At 39.2% G+C, this 17954-nt stretch carries 12 protein-coding genes; 9 read left to right on the forward strand and 3 right to left on the reverse strand.

Annotated features, from left to right (window positions below; genetic code table 11):
• Positions 1 to 21: 21 nt before the first annotated feature.
• Positions 22 to 1554 carry a glutamine-hydrolyzing GMP synthase gene (guaA, locus tag MWU78_RS05210; protein WP_246995653.1) on the reverse strand — a complete coding sequence of 511 codons (1533 nt, stop codon included), beginning with the start codon at positions 1552 to 1554 and terminating at the stop codon, positions 22 to 24.
• Between the two features lie 426 nt (positions 1555 to 1980).
• Between guaA and MWU78_RS05215 the strand changes: the two genes are divergently transcribed.
• A complete protein-coding gene (locus tag MWU78_RS05215) occupies positions 1981 to 2526 on the forward strand; it encodes a pyridoxamine 5'-phosphate oxidase family protein (protein WP_246995655.1) in 546 nt (181 codons plus the stop codon).
• Here the strand turns inward: MWU78_RS05215 and MWU78_RS05220 are convergent.
• The gene (locus MWU78_RS05220) at positions 2523 to 3893 is read right to left on the reverse strand and encodes an aminotransferase class V-fold PLP-dependent enzyme (RefSeq protein WP_246996006.1); all 1371 of its coding nucleotides are present in this window, start codon (positions 3891 to 3893) and stop codon (positions 2523 to 2525) included. The genes MWU78_RS05215 and MWU78_RS05220 overlap by 4 nt on opposite strands.
• 79 nt (positions 3894 to 3972) lie before the next feature.
• Positions 3973 to 5574 (reverse strand): bacillithiol biosynthesis cysteine-adding enzyme BshC, encoded by a 1602-nt coding sequence (gene bshC / locus MWU78_RS05225; RefSeq protein ID WP_246995657.1) that lies wholly within the window; start codon positions 5572 to 5574, stop codon positions 3973 to 3975.
• 201 nt (positions 5575 to 5775) lie between these two features.
• Between bshC and MWU78_RS05230 the strand changes: the two genes are divergently transcribed.
• From MWU78_RS05230 to MWU78_RS05265, 8 genes are all read left to right on the forward strand, one after another.
• Entirely contained in the window at positions 5776 to 8232 is a 2457-nt protein-coding gene (locus MWU78_RS05230) for a M14 family zinc carboxypeptidase (protein WP_246995659.1), read from the forward strand.
• 54 nt (positions 8233 to 8286) lie between these two features.
• A complete protein-coding gene (locus MWU78_RS05235) occupies positions 8287 to 9660 on the forward strand; it encodes an aldehyde dehydrogenase (protein ID WP_246995661.1) in 1374 nt (457 codons plus the stop codon).
• Between the two features lie 98 nt (positions 9661 to 9758).
• The gene (locus tag MWU78_RS05240) at positions 9759 to 10211 is read left to right on the forward strand and encodes a DUF1569 domain-containing protein (RefSeq protein WP_246995663.1); all 453 of its coding nucleotides are present in this window, start codon (positions 9759 to 9761) and stop codon (positions 10209 to 10211) included.
• 165 nt (positions 10212 to 10376) lie between these two features.
• The gene (locus tag MWU78_RS05245; RefSeq protein ID WP_246995665.1) at positions 10377 to 12476 is read left to right on the forward strand and encodes a family 20 glycosylhydrolase; all 2100 of its coding nucleotides are present in this window, start codon (positions 10377 to 10379) and stop codon (positions 12474 to 12476) included.
• Positions 12477 to 12620: 144 nt separating this feature from the next.
• Positions 12621 to 13355 (forward strand): 23S rRNA pseudouridine(2604) synthase RluF, encoded by a 735-nt coding sequence (rluF, locus tag MWU78_RS05250; RefSeq protein WP_246995666.1) that lies wholly within the window; start codon positions 12621 to 12623, stop codon positions 13353 to 13355.
• Positions 13356 to 13398: 43 nt separating this feature from the next.
• Positions 13399 to 14928: a bifunctional GNAT family N-acetyltransferase/carbon-nitrogen hydrolase family protein gene (locus MWU78_RS05255; RefSeq protein WP_246996008.1), complete on the forward strand. Its 1530-nt coding sequence runs from the start codon at positions 13399 to 13401 to the stop codon at positions 14926 to 14928.
• 462 nt (positions 14929 to 15390) lie between these two features.
• Complete coding sequence (locus tag MWU78_RS05260) at positions 15391 to 16728, forward strand: carboxypeptidase-like regulatory domain-containing protein (RefSeq protein WP_246995669.1); 1338 nt, start codon at positions 15391 to 15393, stop codon at positions 16726 to 16728.
• Positions 16729 to 16821: 93 nt separating this feature from the next.
• Positions 16822 to 17877: an LD-carboxypeptidase gene (locus MWU78_RS05265; protein WP_246995671.1), complete on the forward strand. Its 1056-nt coding sequence runs from the start codon at positions 16822 to 16824 to the stop codon at positions 17875 to 17877.
• Positions 17878 to 17954 lie beyond the last annotated feature (77 nt).

The following is a 17954-nucleotide window of genomic DNA, read 5'->3' on the forward strand; positions in this document are numbered from 1 at the left end:
TCCGTCTCAGATGCTAATAATCTATTCCCATTCAATCGTTGCAGGTGGTTTGGAGCTAATATCATATACCACCCTATTTACACCTCTAACCTTATTTATGATGTCGTTGGAGGTTTTCTGCAAAAATTCATAGGGCAAATTCACCCAATCCGCTGTCATCCCGTCCGTACTTTCAACTGCCCTTAAAGCTACACATTTTTCATAGGTCCTTTCATCTCCCATAACACCAACACTATTAACAGGCAAGAGCATTGCTCCCGCTTGCCAGACTTTGTCATAAAGTCCCCATTCCTTTAATCCGTTGATGAAAATAGCATCTACCTCTTGTAAAATAGCCACTTTCTCGCGAGTTATGTCTCCTAAAATACGAATTGCCAACCCAGGTCCAGGAAAGGGATGCCTGCCCAATAGTTCCTTATCGATTCCCAAACTTGCACCTACCCGCCTAACTTCATCCTTAAACAACATTCGCAATGGCTCTACCACCTTCAATTTCATATAATCCGGTAATCCACCTACATTATGATGACTTTTAATGGTTGCAGACGGACCTCCTGTGGCCGAAACGGATTCAATAACATCTGGGTATATTGTTCCCTGAGCTAGCCATTTTGCATCTTCCACTAAATGCGATTCATCATCAAAGACTTCTATAAAAACCTTTCCAATGGCTTTTCTTTTCTTTTCCGGATCACTTTCTCCTTCCAAGCTATCCAAAAAACGTGCCGAAGCGTCCACTCCCTTAACATTTAACCCCATTCCTTCATATTGGTCCAAAACAGCTTGGAACTCATTTTTACGAAGAAGCCCGTTATTTACGAATATACAGTGTAAATGCTTCCCAATTGCTTTGTGCAGCAAAACTGCCGCCACTGTTGAGTCTACACCACCGGAAAGTCCAAGTATCACCTTTTCATCACCAATCTTAGCCTTTAATTCTGCTACGGTAGTTTCCACAAAAGAATCCGGAGTCCAAGTCTGCGCCACACCAGCTATATGTACCAAAAAGTTTTCCAATAACCTTTTCCCATCAGTCGTATGATAAACCTCAGGATGAAATTGAATAGCATAGGTCTCTTCATCTTTTAATTTATATGCCGCATTCTCCACATCGTGCGTACTGGCCAATTTTATTGCTCCAGCCGGTAATTCCTTTATAGTATCACTATGGCTCATCCAAACCTGGCTGCCTTCCGAAATTCCTTCGAAAAAAGATTCACTGTGATCAATAAAAGTCAATTTAGCCCTCCCGTATTCACGGGTATTGGAAGGCGCTACATTGCCACCGTTAAAGTGGGCCAAATATTGTGCACCATAGCAAACGGCCAATAGTGGCATTTTGCCTTTAATCTGGGTCAAATCTGGATGCGGGGCATCATCTCCCCTTACCGAAAACGGTGAACCCGAAAGGATCACAGCCTTGTATTCCGATAAATCCTCAGGCAAATGGTTGTACGGTTTTATTTCGCAGAAAATATTAAGTTCCCTGACCCTTCTAGCGATGAGCTGCGTATATTGGGAACCAAAATCTAATATTAGGACGTTATTTTGCATGGGCAAAAATAGTAATTTGAAATTTTTGTAAAAGGATCTTTGAGGTATATTAATTACAAAACTTATAAACAGAGTAAATTTACCTACACATATTCGCTTAATATCCCCTAAAATAAAGGGATTCCTTCGGATGGCCCCAAACTAAATTTTTCTGGTTCAAGTTCTTTATGTTCGACTTGCTGTATTTCAAAATTTACCTAGATTCCTATGTTTTTATCAAAATAGGACAAAAATAAAGCCCGGTAACCAACCGGGCTTTCTAATCAAAACCAACCTAAACCAATTAACTAATTATAACTACTCACAATTTCATTCGAAATTATTTTCAAATTCATAGCAATTTATATCTATAACAACTGAGAAAAGAAATACCCTACTCCAACTTTTATTTTTATCTTTAATAAACCAAAAAAAAAAACGATATTCATGGCCACCGTTTATTTACAGGAAATAAGGGAAGAGCTCCAAAAGGGACCCACGGAAAAGGACCATCCCTTTCGTTTTTTTACATTTGCAACCGTGGGATTAGATCAAATTGCCCGTTTGCGAACTGTCGTCCTAAGAGATGTTTCCAAGGACCTAAAACTAACTTTTTATACTGATAGACGCTCTAAAAAGATAACCCATATCAAAGAAAACAAAAGGGTTAGCCTGCTCCTTTACCACCCAGGCAAATTGTTGCAATTAAAGATTGAAGGTACGGCAACCTACAAAGATGATGATGCCACCAAGGAGAAATACTGGAGTAAATTGGATGCGTACGCAAAAAAGCAATACACAACAAGCAGATCTCCTGGCAGTAATTTAATTAATCCCCAGAATTTGGAATATTTAAGTGAAGAAAATCATTTCTGTTTAGTGGAAATTACACCCTTTAAAATAGAATATCTAAAATTAAGTCAACCCCACCATATCAGGGTCCGTTTTTCCAAAGTTGGTATTCAGTGGGAAAGTGAGTATTTGGTCCCCTAAGCCATGGAATCCAATATCATGGAAATATCCTTCTCCGTAGTATCCGGATTAATAAAACAAAAGCGCGCCACAGTTTCGTAAACACCCTGTTGCTTATACTTTGTAGGAGTTACCAAGGCAAATCCTTCCCTGTGATTTTTATAGGTCCAATGGGTGTAATCTCGGGGAGACCATCCTTTTCTTCTAAAAAGCACACATGAAAGACTAGGTTCCCTAACCAATTCCACCAAGGAATGCTTTCGTATAAGCTCCCCTGCCATATTGGCCAATTCAATGCCTTGATCAACTGCCCACGAATATTTATCCGTACCATGCATAGCCAATGAAAACCAAAGCGGCAAGCCCCTAACCCGGCGAGTCAGTTGTATTTGATAGTCAGAAGGATTAAAACCATGGGCACCTTCATCCTTGAATATTTCCAAATAAGAACCTTCCTGTGAATGGGCTTCCTTGGCCAATTCAGGATTTTTATAAATTATGGCTCCACAGTCATAGGGCGAAAAAAGCCATTTATGCGGATCAATGGTTATACTATCCGCTTGCTCTATTCCTTGGAACAACGGCCTTGCTATTTTGGAGGCCAAGGCACCGCCACCATAGGCTGCATCTACATGAAACCAAAGGTTTTCCGTATTGCACACTGTGGCAATACCTGCCAAATCATCAATAATCCCTGCATTGGTGGTACCTCCAGTACCAACAACTGCAAACAACCTATCCCTTTGTTGTGTGTCAAGGGTATCAATTTTTTCATTTAGGGCCTCTGCGGTCATTTGTTCCTCAGTTTCAACCAAAAGTACATCACAATCTATGACCTTGGCCATGGATTTAACCGATGAGTGGGCACCGGAGGAAGTTATAATCAATCCTTTTTTATTGGTATTACTAGGATTTTTGCGCCAATTTTCCCTAGCGGTAACCATGGCGGATAAGTTGGCGGCGGTACCCCCGCTTGTGAACACCCCAAAGGAACCTGAAGGCAATCCAGTTAAGGAAACCAACCATTTCATAGCCTCGTTCTCGCAAAATATTCCACCTGCACCTTCCATCCAATAAGCACCATGGATACTTGATGCCGAAGTAACCAGATCAAACATTACCGCGGCACGCGTAGGTGAAGCGGGCACAAATGCCAAATGTCTGGGATGATCTATAGGTACCGTAGCTTTAATAAGCACATCTTTAAATAATTGAAACGCCCTTTCCCCTCCTATACCATCAGGAGTAACCGTTTCTCCAACTAAGGCCTTTAATTCTTCTTCTTTCTTGGGTTTGCCCAATTCCGGGGCTGGATGGGTGATGCGGCCAATAGCGTATTTCATGACATCCAATGTCATTTCCACCATTTCAAAATCTACCTTGTGCATGGACATAGTCTGTTTTTAACAAATATAACCTTTTGGATTGTTACGATCTTTCAAGGAAACCAATAAAAAAGTATAGTTTTCAATCCATTTTTACAATGGAAAAATCTCCGGATAACGGCCTAAGTGCCTTCATTAATCTCGGAATCAATCGTTCTCCATACTCCAAATAAAGTTCAGAGAAATTAAGATTGCGCTCCTGTAGTGATTTATTCGGGAAAAGTTGATTCTGAATTTCGGTCATGCGCATCACCTGATCCTCCAACTTTCGTTTTTGCGCTTTTAGCAACCTTTTCTCTAAATGATCCAACCCCTGCAATTGCTTTACCTCCTGCGCTTTTACTGCTCCCAAAAAAGAAGCGTCCGTTTGGGATGCCAATTCGTACAACCCTTTAAACTGCTCCTCCAAATGTTTCTTTTGGGGGGTAAAATCGATATCAATATTAGAAATCTCCCTAATCTTTTTATTGATAAGACTATTTTGTTTTAGAAATATATCCGTGAGGGAGATATTCATGCGATGTAATTTCTCCATCTGTTTCCCCGTAATTACCAATGCCGAATTACGAAGTAATAATATAGGGAAAGGCACCTTCATTTCTTCAAACATATCTTTCAGCTCCAACCAATAGGCCAATTCCCCACCTCCACCTATATAACAGAGGTTGGGCAAAATAATTTCTTGGTATAAAGGTCTAGTTATAACATTTGGCGAAAAACGTTCTGGGTAATTTTCCAGTTCGGCCAGTATTTCCTCCCGACTGAATTCAATTTTCATATCGTTTATATAAAATTTGCCATCTTCCTCCAATATCCGTTCACGGACACCTTCCACCAGATAAAAATAATTTATCTCCCTTGGATTGACTTGAATACCATAATTTTCTGGCAGGGCCTGAAGTTGGTCTATGGTCGCAATTACCTTTTTATACGAAGCATTTTCCAACAAATCCCGTTTTATATAGGGCTGCAATAAACTCTTCAATTCCGTATTATTACCATCCAAAATAACGAGACCATATTCTCCAAAAAGTTCGTTGGCCAAAAAACGAGTGGCATCCGTAAGGTTATCATGTTCCAAATATGCTTTGGCAAACCATTCCTTTAGCCTATTGGCATTGATGCTATTGCCCATTTCATTGGAAAATGCCTCCAGGATAGCTTCCAACCCATCTGTTTCAAGAGGTCCAACAGCGCCCGAGGCCTTTTTATTCCATTGTAATTTTTTCCCTTTAAAATTGAAGTAGTTTATTTCATCGAAATCATGATCTTCGGTTGCCATCCAATAAATAGGTACAAAATTATTTTCAGGATTGGACAGCTTCAGCTCCTTGGTAAGGTTTATGGTGGAAATGATCTTATATAAAAAATACAGGGGACCTGTAAACAAATTTAATTGATGTCCGGTAACCACAGTAAAAGTGGAAGCCTCTTTTAGGAGCGAAATATTTACTTTGGTATCTTCGGAAATACCAACATTTTTATATTGATCTTTCAGCACCGAATACAATACTTTCCGATGGGTCTCTGGAAAATTTTGTTTGGCCTTAATCTGCTCCTTAAATAGATCTATACGTGGAGGTCTATCATAAAAAGGCGATAGAGTTTCCTTGCCTTGCAGATAATCGCATATTAATTCAGAAAAATAACCAGTTTTTTTAAAGGGTATGCCTTCGACTTCCATAGAAATATTGGTAATAGCTGGTAAAGATAAAATTATCCCTTTTTTCAGTTCCTAAAAATACGTTAAGAAGTTTAAATATCAATTTTAAAATAACTTTTTGAACTTTGTTTTGGCTAAACCGAGAATCGTAAGTCCTCTTGGAATAGAACTAATATCACTAATATTCCTTAGATTTGATTTGAAGCAAATTAATGGATTTCTATGAAAAAACTTTTACTAACCTTTATTCTCTTTACTACCACCTTAGGCATTTCCCAAACTTTACAATCCCCCTCAGAATTTTTGGGCTACGAGTTGGGATCGGAATTTACCCGGCACCATCAAGTAGTGGAGTATTATAAATACCTGGCCCATATTGCTTCGGACCGGGTTAAGTTGATAGAATATGGAAAAACCAACGAACGTAGACCATTAATTGTGGCCTTTATTTCTACAGCTGAAAATATAGGTGATCTGGAGTCTATCAGGAAGGAACATATTAAGAATACTATTGGTGAGGGATCGCCTACCAAGGCCATTGTATGGTTAAGCTATAATGTACACGGAAATGAAAGTGTAAGCACCGAAGCCTCTATGCAGACCATATATGAGCTATTGACCAGTAAGGCGTCCTACCTAGAAAATACCGTAGTAATTATGGACCCATGTATTAATCCAGATGGGCGGGATCGATATGTTAACTGGTACAATCAATTTAAGAACACACCCAATAATATAGACCCCAATAGCAAGGAACACCATGAAGGTTGGTTGAACGGGCGGTCTAACCATTATATGTTCGACCTAAATCGTGATTGGGCATGGCTTACACAAATTGAAAGTCAACAACGCATAAAGGTTTTCAACCAATGGCTGCCACATGTACATGTGGATTTTCATGAACAGGGAGTAAATAATCCTTATTATTTTGCCCCGGCCGCAGAACCCTTTCATGAAGTTGTAACCGATTTTCAGCGCGATTTTCAAGTTACTATAGGCAAGAACCACGCTAAATACTTCGATGCCAATGGCTGGTTTTATTTTACAAAAGAAGTCTTTGACCTTCTATACCCTAGCTATGGTGACACCTTCCCCACATACAATGGCGGCATAGGAATGACCTATGAGCAGGGTGGCAGTGGACATGCAGGTTTGGGAGTCAAAACCATTATAGGGGACACCCTTACCCTTCAAGACCGTATAGCACATCATCTTACCACAGGCTTGTCTACAGTGGAAGTAGCCTCCAAGAATTCAGAAAGGTTAAACAAGGAGTTCAAGAAGTTCTACAGGGAAAAGAATTTTAAATATAAAAGTTATGTGATGAACGGGGATCCAGATAAAATTGAAGCCATAACCTCATTGCTTAAATCCCATGAGATTAAATACGGTTTTGCCCAGGACGGATTGGTAAAAGGACACCTGTATAACTCCGGGAAATTGGGGACTCTAAAAACTACCTCTACAAGTTTAGTGGTATCTACCAACCAAGCCAAAGGAACCTTGGCACAAGTACTCATGGAACCCAATACAAAACTAAGTGATTCGCTCACTTATGATATTACGGCCTGGTCCTTACCATACGCCTATGGTTTGGAGTCTATTGCTTCCCAAACATTGGTGGATTCCAGCCCATCTGGCCATGGGGTATCACCACCCACTCCGGAAACCATTATCACAGAGGATAATTATGCCTATGTAAGCGATTGGACCAGTATGAAGGATGCCCGGTTTTTAACAGCATTAATAAAAGAAAATATCAGGGTCCGGTTTGCCAAAAATCCTTTTCGTGTGGAGGGTAAGAAATTTGACCGGGGCAGTTTGATCATTACCAAAGGAGATAACAAGAACCATAAGGATTTTGTTGAAACCTTAAGCAGGGTGGCCTACAACAACAAAACTTTATTAACACCAGCCAATACTGGATTTGTGGAAAAAGGAAATGATTTTGGTTCCAGTTACGTACCAATGATCACCGACACCAAAATAGCCATGTTATCCGGAGAACCTACAAACACCCTTGAGTTTGGAGAAATTTGGCACTTTTTTGAACAACAGCTACAATATCCGCTGACCATTTTGGATACTGAGTATTATGATGAAGTGGACATAAACGAATACGATGTCCTTATTCTCCCCAACGGATGGTATTCCAAGTTCTTTAATGAAAGTAGACTTGAAGAGCTAAAGAAATTTGTGAGCAATGGAGGAAAATTAATCGCCTTGGAAGGGGCAATAAAAGGTATAATAGGGGAACATGGTTTTAAAATAAAGGAAAAGGAAGTTAAAAAAGATAGCACAGAAACTATACTTCCTTATGAGGAAGCAGAGCGGGAAGACATCAAGAACGCGATTACCGGTGCTATTTTTAAAACCAAGGTAGATTCGACACATCCTTTGGCCTACGGATACGGCGACGAATACTTTACCATTAAATTAAGTGATTACGCCTTTGAAAATTTAGACACGGGTACTGTTGTATACTTGGAAAAGGACACAACGCCAATTTCTGGTTTCGCAGGAAGCGAAGCCAAGAAAAAAATTGCAAATACACTTATATTTGGGGTAGAGGATCTTGACAAGGGACAGGTGATCTATATGGTTGACAATCCTTTATTCCGTGGATTTTGGGAAAACGGAAAACTGTTTTTCGTCAATGCCCTTTTTATGGTAAAATAATCCGGACAATTCTAAACCGCATCAAACAATCACCTCTTAAATTAGGCAATAAATATGGAAGAAATAGTTGAAGCGCAAAAACAATTCTTTAATAGCAATGCCACCAAAAATATAGCCTTCAGGATTGGTCAATTGCAAAAATTGGAATCCATATTAAGAGCTAATGAAGAACTCCTGAACCAGGCCATATACCAGGATTTTAAAAAGTCCGCCTTTGAGAATTATACTACTGAAATCAGCTTACTTTATCACGACATAAAAGAGGCCATAAAAAGGGTAAAAAAATGGTCGGCAAAAAAAAAGGTCAGGACCAATTTGGTCAATTTACCGGGTAAATCCTATATAATTCCAGAACCACTAGGTGTAAGCCTGATCATAGGGGCATGGAATTACCCCTACCAACTTTCTCTTGCTCCGGCCATTGCCGCCATTGCCGCAGGGAATACAGTAATATTAAATCCAAGTGAATTGCCCATTAATACCAGCAAGGCAATGGCCAAATTGATCAACGAAAATTTTGACCCCATATTTTTTAAGGTGATCGAAGGCGGTGTAACCGAAACCACCGAATTGCTAAATCAAAAGTTCGATAAAATATTTTTCACGGGGAGTGTGCCTGTTGGGAAAATCATCTACCAGGCTGCCGCAAAAAATTTAATTCCGGTTACCTTGGAATTAGGAGGAAAAAGTCCGGCCATAATCACAGCCAATTGCGACCTCAACATAAGCGTAAAAAGACTTATTTGGGCAAAATATCTTAATGCCGGCCAAACCTGCATTGCCCCGGACTATGTGGTAGTACACGAAAAAGTTAAAGAGGAGTTTTTGAAATTGGCCAAAAAGGAAATAGCCCAATCCAAATTTATGATAGAAGAGGATAATTACGTTCAGATAATAAATGATAAAAACATGCAGCGTTTAATAGCCTTGATCGATGAGGATAAAATATATACAGGAGGGGAATACGATCTGGAAAATAGAATTATGGAACCCACCATTCTAACCAATGTTTCTTTTGAAGATAAGGTAATGCAGGACGAAATTTTCGGCCCAATCCTTCCGGTTTTGGAATATAACGACCTTGACCAAATTATACATCAAATAAAGGCCAGGCCAAAGCCTTTATCCTGTTATGTCTTTACAAACGATAAAAAGTTAAAACGCAAAATTCTGGATGAAATCTCTTTTGGTGGTGGAGCTGTTAACGATGCCGTAATGCACTTTGCCAATAGCAATATGGGCTTTGGTGGTGTTGGAGAAAGTGGCATTGGTTCTTATCACGGTGAACATGGATTTAGAGCATTTTCACACTATAAGGGGATATTGGAGAAACCCACATGGATAGAACCGAACTTTAAATATCACCCCCATACCAAAAGTAAATTGAAGTGGATAAAACGTCTTATAGGTTGGCAATCACTTGCCTGAAATATTTAAAAAACAGGAGAACATAATTTATATCTTTCGAAAAGCAAAGCATAGACCAATAGCATCAAAAAAAATAGTACATCTAAAAAAACAAGATCATGGAAAACATTTTTAATAAAAAGGTAGTGGATAAAGTAATAGGAAGAATAAACAAATTAAACTCCAAAAGTAACGGTCTTTGGGGTAAAATGACAGTTGCCCAGATGTTGGCCCATTGTAACGTCCCCTATGAAATGGTTTACACGGATAAACATCCCAAACCAAATGGAATAATGAAATTTATGCTTAAACTTTTTGTAAAACAACCAGTGGTCAATGACAAACCGTACAAAAAAAACAGCAGGACTGCTCCGGCATTTCTAATTACAGACGAAAGAGACTTTGAAATTGAAAAAAAGCGATTGATAGACCATTTAACGAAAACTCAAGAGCTTGGAGAAGATTATTTCCACAACAAGGAATCCCATTCCTTTGGCCCCCTTACCAAAACAGAATGGAACAACTTGTTTTATAAACATCTCAACCACCATTTGGAACAATTTGGAGTATAGACAATTAATCAAACCAATATTTAATACCCTCCCGGACATGACCTCCAAAGTTCCTATGGGCATTTTTCCAAAAATATTTCATATTTGAGTATTATTCAATATTATTGCAAATTAATCAACCTTTTAAGTGCTTTATCAAAATAACAATTACATTTTAAATACCCTATGAAAAATATAAGCGGCATCTATCTATTGGCAATTTCCATTTTACTTTTTTCCTGCAACCAAAGGGAGAATAAAATGGGCGACTTTAAACTACTACCTCAACCCCAGGAATTTCAGATTACGGGAGCCAGTTCAATATTCCACGATGAAACCCTAAAAGTTATTGCCCAAAACGGTGAGGCACTGCCTATAATTAACCATGATATTTTGGTTATTAATGAGAATAAGGGTAAGACCACTTTAACGTACGAAATAGACGCCAATTTGGATACACCGGCGGAGGGGTACACGCTGGCAATTTCAGACAAACAAATTAACATAATAGGGAAGGATGAAGCTGGATTGTTCTACGCATTCAAGACCTTGGAACAATTAGTGGTTGATGCCAAAGACCAAAAGGCAAACCTACCATTGTGCCAATTAAAGGATTTTCCCCTTTTGGCCTATCGTTCCGTGCACCTGGATGTAAAACACCACTTGGAAAAGACCGAATACTATTATCAATTGTTGGATAAGTTTGCCAGCTATAAGATCAACGGTATAATCTTGGAAGTTGAAGACAAATTAAAATTTAAGCGTCAGCCTATCGTTGCCTCCGAAGATGCATTGAGTATTGAAGAATGGAAAAAGATCAGTGATTATGCCAAAGATCGTCATATAGAGATCAGTCCATTGGTACAGGGGTTGGGACATGCCTCATTTATATTAAAACACCCAGAATATATGGAGCTAAGAGATAACCCAGAAAGTGATTGGGCTTTTAATCCATTGGACCCTAAAACCTATGAGGTGCAGTTTGACCTTTATTTAGACGCTATGCAAGCCTTTCCATATGGTAGATACCTGCATGTTGGCGGTGACGAAGTACATACTACGGGAAGAGGGAGCAAAGAATCGCCCTTAAAATTGCAATTGATGTGGCTGGACAAAGTAGCCAAATTCGCTGAAGAACATGGAAAAACCCCAATTTTTTGGGATGATATGCCCCTTAAACAGGCCGATGTTTATGACCCTATGTTTAAAAAGGAGATGACCCAAGAAGAAGTGGATCAAGTTTGGTTGGAGAATGAGCATAAATTATTGGAGTTTCTTGACATTTTCCCTAAGAATTGCATCTATATGAGATGGAATTATAGTTCCCCCCAAGCTTTAGGAAATATTAAGGCCATGCAGTGGTTTACAGATCACGACCTTCAAGTAATGGGTGCAACTGCTGGCCAAACCCGTTGGGTTTTAATGCCACAGGAAGAAAGTAATATGGAAAATATTAGATCTTTTGCGGTTAGCTCCATAAATAGTGGTCTCAATGGACTGTTGTTAACACTATGGGATGATGATTCCCCACATTTTGAACTTTACATGAGGGGCATTCTGGCCTTTGCCGAATATTCCTGGATCGGTGACAGGCGAACTAAAGAGGAAATTAAAACTGCCTTTAGACAAAGGGAATACGGATATCCCCTTGCAGATGTTAACAATAGTTTTATTACCGAACTTGAAACACCAGTGGCATTCTGGAAAAATGCTTTGCTAAAAGGCAATCAGCGCAACTTTCTACCTTCCATGGAAAATCCCTTGGAAAAAGCTGTAATCGACTTTCCGGATAAGAAAAATATAGGGGCATGGAGTTTGGCCAACGAAGACCGAATAAAATCGGCTACCCAAGTGCTATCACAGACCGACAGTATAGCAAAAAAAATAGAATATTCCCGTTCCATTGCACTGCGCAACGACCATAACCTACAGGTATATGAGCAGGTAAACAAACTGGCCCAATATAGCCCAAAAATGCTCCTGGCCCTAAGGGACTATGACCAGGCCGAAAGTAGGGATAACATTATTGCAACGGCTTCCAAACTCAAGGAACTGGAGTCAGAATTTAGCACCCTTAGAAAGGATTTGGAAATGGTCTATGGCAAAACACGTATTCTAACCAAACCGGACAATTACATCCTGGACCAGGACCATCATGTACATTTGGCCAACCAATCCATAAATTTTGATTGGCAATTCTATGCCGAAATGCTGTTTTTTCAAAAATTGAATAATGAACTGGAAAAGGAAATTTATATGGAAAATGCAGATCCTTTAAAAAAATAATTAATTACGGGGATTTACCAAGAGGAAAACAGGGCCAAAAGTGAGCCACTAAAATAACTTGTGTCCATGTTAACAAAAATAAGAGTTTTATTAAGTATATTTCGCCCATAAATCCGATTTATAAATTGGGGTTAAGGAGAGTTTATGAAAGAGAAGGAAGCCACCCGAATAAACAAGTTTTTAAGCGAAATGGGCTACTGTTCACGTCGCGCAGCGGACAAACTTATTGATCAAGGTAGGGTTACTATTAACGGGAAAGTTCCAGAAATGGGAACAAAAATTACCGATGATGACGAAGTCCGAGTAGATGGTAAGATTATTTCGGAACCCCAAGAAAAGCCGGTTTATATTGCTTTCAACAAACCCATTGGAATTGTATGCACCACAGATACCAGGGTAGAAAAGGATAATATTATCGACTTCATTAATTACCCAAGTAGAATTTTCCCAATTGGAAGATTGGACAAGCCCAGTGAAGGCCTTATCCTTTTGACCAATGATGGGGACATAGTCAATAAGATTTTACGGGCCAGAAATAAACATCAGAAAGAATATTTAGTTACCGTAGATAAGCCTATCACCAAAGCTTTCCTCGAAAAAATGGCCAATGGGGTGCCCATCCTTGATCGGGTAACCCGAAAATGCGAGATTGAGGAAATTGGCAAATTCCAGTTTAGAATTGTACTAACACAGGGCCTTAACCGTCAGATCAGAAGAATGTGCGAGTATTTGGGTTACAATGTTACCGTACTTAAACGCATAAGGATAATGAATATTCAATTGGATGTTCCCGTGGGTAAATGGCGTTATTTATCCGAAGGGGAGTTAAATGAAATCAATGAAATGATTTCGGACTCCTCAAAGACCCATCAAAAATAAACACAGAATAATTATCCCCTAAATTAATTTTAACAGTATGACTATGAAGATGGAAGAAATAGAGAATATTGAGCTATTATACTTAAGTGTAGATGACTATCAAGAGCTTAAAACGGCCATGATAGAATCCTATACCACTATGCCCGAATCTTATTGGAGGGAGCATCAAATAGAAAATCTAATATCCAGATTTCCTGAAGGACAGGTAGTCATAAAAGTGAATGGCCATATTGCAGGCTGTGCACTGTCCATTATTCTGGATTACGACAAATTCGAAAATAAGCACACTTACCAACAAATAACCGGTAATTACACCTTTAACACCCATTCTCCCGATGGGGATGTACTGTATGGAATCGATGTTTTTATTAAACCGGAATTTAGGGGCATGCGGTTGGGCAGAAGATTGTACGACTACAGAAAAGAACTTTGTGAGCGCCTAAATTTGAAAGGGGTTGCCTTTGGCGGTAGAATTCCCAACTACCATAAATACATGGACACCCTGTCGCCAAAAGCATATATAGAAAAGGTAAAGCGCAAGGAAATAAACGACCCCGTTCTTAATTTTCAGATATCCAACGATTTTTATCCCAGTAAAATTCTGAAGAACTATTTGGAAGGGGATACTGCCTCCAACGATTACGCCGTGCTTTTAAGGTGGGACAATATTTATTATGAAAAGAAAAACATAAAGGCCAGCGTTGTAAAAAAAGTTGTAAGGGTAGGGCTCATCCAATGGCAAATGCGTCCCTATAAAAATCTGGACGATGTACTTCAACAAGCAGAGTATTTTGTGGATGCGGTTTCAGGATATAGATCGGACTTTGCCCTATTCCCTGAATTCTTTAATGCACCCTTGATGGCCGAGAACAATCATTTATCGGAGTCCGCTGCAATCAGGGAGCTGGCTAAACACACAGCCACCATTGTACAGCGATTTTCCGAACTGGCCATTTCCTATAATATAAATATTATTACTGGGAGTATGCCAGAAATGAAAGATGAAAGACTATACAACGTTGGGTACATCTGCAAAAGGGATGGCACCAAGGAAAGATATGAGAAATTACATGTAACTCCAGATGAGGAAAGGGTTTGGGGACTGCAGGGCGGCAACGACCTAAAGGTATTTGATACGGATTGCGGGAAGGTTGGCATCTTGATCTGTTACGATTCCGAATTTCCGGAATTAAGTAGATTATTGGCAGACGAGGGCATGGATATTTTATTTGTACCTTACTTAACAGATACCCAAAATGGCTTTTCCAGGGTCAGAAATTGTGCCCAGGCCAGAGCCATAGAGAACGAATGCTATGTAGCCATCGCCGGAAGCGTGGGCAACCTGCCCAAAGTACATAATATGGATATTCAATATGCCCAATCCATGGTATTTACACCCTGTGATTTCGCCTTTCCCGCCAACGGAATAAAAGCTGAAGCCACTCCAAATACCGAAATGATACTCATTGTAGACTTAGATATAGATTTGCTAAGAGAATTAAACCAATTTGGTAGTGTAAGAAACTTGAAGGACAGAAGAACCGATATTTTTGAAGTGCGAAGAAAGAACTAACAAAGGGCATATTATCCCCTGTCACATTTTATAGGTTTACAAAAAAATAAGTAATCAAGCTTTAAGCTGAATTTATCAAACCACGGACTAATTATATCAAAATCCTCATTTGGTGAAATAACGAATTACTTAGCTTCCCTATAGACATAGTTATAACAACGGATAGTTTTAGTTCTATCCGTTGTTATATTATTTAAAAGTAATCCACTAATATTGGGCACTTTAAACTCTCCAACAACAAAAAATACCATCGTTGCCCTGGCTTCTCCGTCTTAGGGCATCAAAAATATATACAAAAAATAAATAGGGTATTTCGTTAAAAATCATTAACTTAGGAAGACAATCGTTCATTGATATAAGCGATAAATGCTTAGCTTGAATTCACCTATACCAACCTGCACCAACCACTATCTAAATTTATTGATCATGTCTCTGAGCGATAAAAACAGAAAATTTAGACAGATGAAACTTAAAAAAAATCCCTTTGGAAGAAACCCCCTTATAACCGCAATATTAATTTTGTTGTTCTTAGGGGTAACGCCCTCCGTTTCGGCGGCATTACTGTACCAAGACGTGCAGGATCAGGAAAGTTCCTTTAACCAATATCAAGGTAGAATTATTGATAGTGAAACCAATAATCCATTGGTCTTTGCCACTCTTTCCATTGATAATACCAATATAAGTACCGTCAGTAATACCGAGGGTTACTTTTCACTGAAAGTTCCCAAAGAAATTAGTGAGGCACAGGTTAGTGTTTCCTTTTTGGGATATATGACCAGAACCATCCCTTTAAGCCAGTTGAATGAAAATAAAAATGAAATTGCTCTGGAAGTAAGCTTTACTGAATTGTCCGAAGTGAGCCTTGCCGTTCCGAAAGACGCCAAAGCCCTAGTAAAGGAAACCTTGCTCAGGAAAGGGGAAAATTATTTTGACGACCCTACATTAATGACCGCTTTTTATAGGGAAACCATAAAAAAAAGAAGGAAAAACGTTTCCTTGTCCGAAGCCGTAGTCAATATTTACAAATCTCCCTACAATTCCGATCGCAGGGACGCATTACAACTTTACAAGGCAAGAAAGAGCACTGATTATGACAAATTGGACACACTGGCCATTAAATTACAAGGAGGACCATTTAATACCCTCTTTGTGGACATGATCAAATACCCTCAATATATCTTTACTGAAGAAACATTTGATGATTACAATTTTAGCTTTGAAAATTCTACGAAAGTTGACGACAAACTTATTTTCGTAATCAATTTTAAACAAAAGGAATCTATAACAGACCCGCTATATAAAGGAAAGTTGTATATAGACCCTGAAAAGAAAATTCTAACCAGCGCCATTTATTCCCTGAACATCACTGACCGCGACAAGGCATCCAAAATGTTCGTCCGTAAAAAGCCAGCGAATGCCAATGTTTGGCCAACAGATATTGCCTACAGGGTAGACTATAGGGAAAAGGACGGCAAATGGTATTATGGCTATAGCAATGTATTATTGGAATTCAAGATCAATTGGGACAAAAGGCTTTTCAATTCCGTGTACAGTATGACCTGCGAAATGGCCATTACCGACTGGGAAAAGAACACAACAGGCGAATCGCCCAAATTTAAGGACCGTATCAAATCTTCCATAATTTTGGAGGATGAGGCCATTGGGTTTTCAGATCCGGAATTTTGGGGCGAGTACAATATCATAGAACCCGAAAAGTCTATAGAATCTGCCATCAAAAAAATTCAACGGCAGCTGAGAAGGGCCAAATCCAAAGATGATTCCTCCTCCCTTGGCATGTAGTCCTATTAAAATACCAAGACGAAGTCCGCCATTCACATGGCGGACTTTTTTTGTATGATTTTTCATATATTTAGGTCATACAAAATAATCTAAATGAGGAAAAGGAGACAGTTCTTTAAAACGGCCCTAGGTGCAGGGATGGCTACACTAATTCCCTCAACAATAATGGCCAATACCCAAGAGAATAAATCGAATATTAATACCATAAAACCCAAAGCACTAAAAAGAGGAGATACTATTGGACTTATTGCTCCAGGTTATGCCATTAAACCGGAAGTCTTGTTAGAAGCCAAAGAAACTCTGGAAAAAATGGGATTTTCTCCTTTCCATACAAATCGCATTCATGGCAACCACGGTTACTTTAGCAATACTGATTCTGAAAGGGTCGCTGATTTAAACGAAATGTTTGCCAATAAAAAAGTGGATGGCATCCTTTGCGCCAGAGGTGGATATGGATGTACTAGAATTATGCATTTGATCGATTACCAACTAATAAGGGATAACCCTAAGGCCCTAATTGGTTTTAGCGACATAACTGCCCTTTTAAATGGAATTCACCAAGAAACTGGCCTTGTAACCTTTCACGGGCCTGTTGGAAGCACCATCAACGATCCCTATAGTATAGAGCAGCTGCAAAATATTGTAATGAAATCTAAAGAATTGCCCACTATTAAGAATGTTGAAATAACAGATCAGGAGGAATATAGCAAGCCGGAATATAACCGACATTGCATTAACCCGGGTGTTGTCACCGGAAAATTGGTAGGGGGCAGTTTAACATTGGTAAATGCCCTCATTGGAACGCCACATGAAATTGATTTTACAGACGCAATAGTCTTTCTTGAAGATATTGAAGAATCCCCCTATCGCATTGATAGGATGTTGACCCAATTAATACACGGCAATACATTTAAAAAGGCTGCTGGATTCGTTTTTGGAGTTTTTAAAGGATGTGATACCATCCCCGACCCTCAATCATTTACGTTAAGAGATGTAATTACGGATAGAATCAAGCCTCTGGGGATACCCGCCGTTTATGGAATGTCTTTTGGCCATATAGAAAACAACTTTACCCTACCAATAGGGATAAACGCCAAATTTGACACCAATCGAATGACATTGCAATTATTGGAAAAGGCAGTCCAATAGAAAAAGGTCCAACTTGGTGGTGTCAATAATACTTGGAGATATAGAAATAGTCTTAAAGGCGCACATCGGTCATTCTT

The sequence above is a fragment of the Arenibacter sp. F26102 genome, assembly GCF_023015865.1.
In the GTDB taxonomy this organism is placed as follows: domain Bacteria; phylum Bacteroidota; class Bacteroidia; order Flavobacteriales; family Flavobacteriaceae; genus Arenibacter.

Excerpts from the sequence above, each read along its gene's own strand:
- MWU78_RS05240 (WP_246995663.1), top strand. The coding sequence starts at position 9,759 with ATGGAAAACATTTTTAATAAAAAGGTAGTGGATAAAGTAATAGGAAGA.
- MWU78_RS05220 (WP_246996006.1), bottom strand. The coding sequence starts at position 3,893 with ATGCACAAGGTAGATTTTGAAATGGTGGAAATGACATTGGATGTCATG.
- guaA (WP_246995653.1), bottom strand. The coding sequence starts at position 1,554 with ATGCAAAATAACGTCCTAATATTAGATTTTGGTTCCCAATATACGCAG.
- rluF (WP_246995666.1), top strand. The coding sequence starts at position 12,621 with ATGAAAGAGAAGGAAGCCACCCGAATAAACAAGTTTTTAAGCGAAATG.
- MWU78_RS05265 (WP_246995671.1), top strand. The coding sequence starts at position 16,822 with ATGAGGAAAAGGAGACAGTTCTTTAAAACGGCCCTAGGTGCAGGGATG.
- MWU78_RS05260 (WP_246995669.1), top strand. The coding sequence starts at position 15,391 with ATGAAACTTAAAAAAAATCCCTTTGGAAGAAACCCCCTTATAACCGCA.
- MWU78_RS05230 (WP_246995659.1), top strand. The coding sequence starts at position 5,776 with ATGAAAAAACTTTTACTAACCTTTATTCTCTTTACTACCACCTTAGGC.
- bshC (WP_246995657.1), bottom strand. The coding sequence starts at position 5,574 with ATGGAAGTCGAAGGCATACCCTTTAAAAAAACTGGTTATTTTTCTGAA.
- MWU78_RS05255 (WP_246996008.1), top strand. The coding sequence starts at position 13,399 with ATGAAGATGGAAGAAATAGAGAATATTGAGCTATTATACTTAAGTGTA.
- MWU78_RS05215 (WP_246995655.1), top strand. The coding sequence starts at position 1,981 with ATGGCCACCGTTTATTTACAGGAAATAAGGGAAGAGCTCCAAAAGGGA.
- MWU78_RS05235 (WP_246995661.1), top strand. The coding sequence starts at position 8,287 with ATGGAAGAAATAGTTGAAGCGCAAAAACAATTCTTTAATAGCAATGCC.
- MWU78_RS05245 (WP_246995665.1), top strand. The coding sequence starts at position 10,377 with ATGAAAAATATAAGCGGCATCTATCTATTGGCAATTTCCATTTTACTT.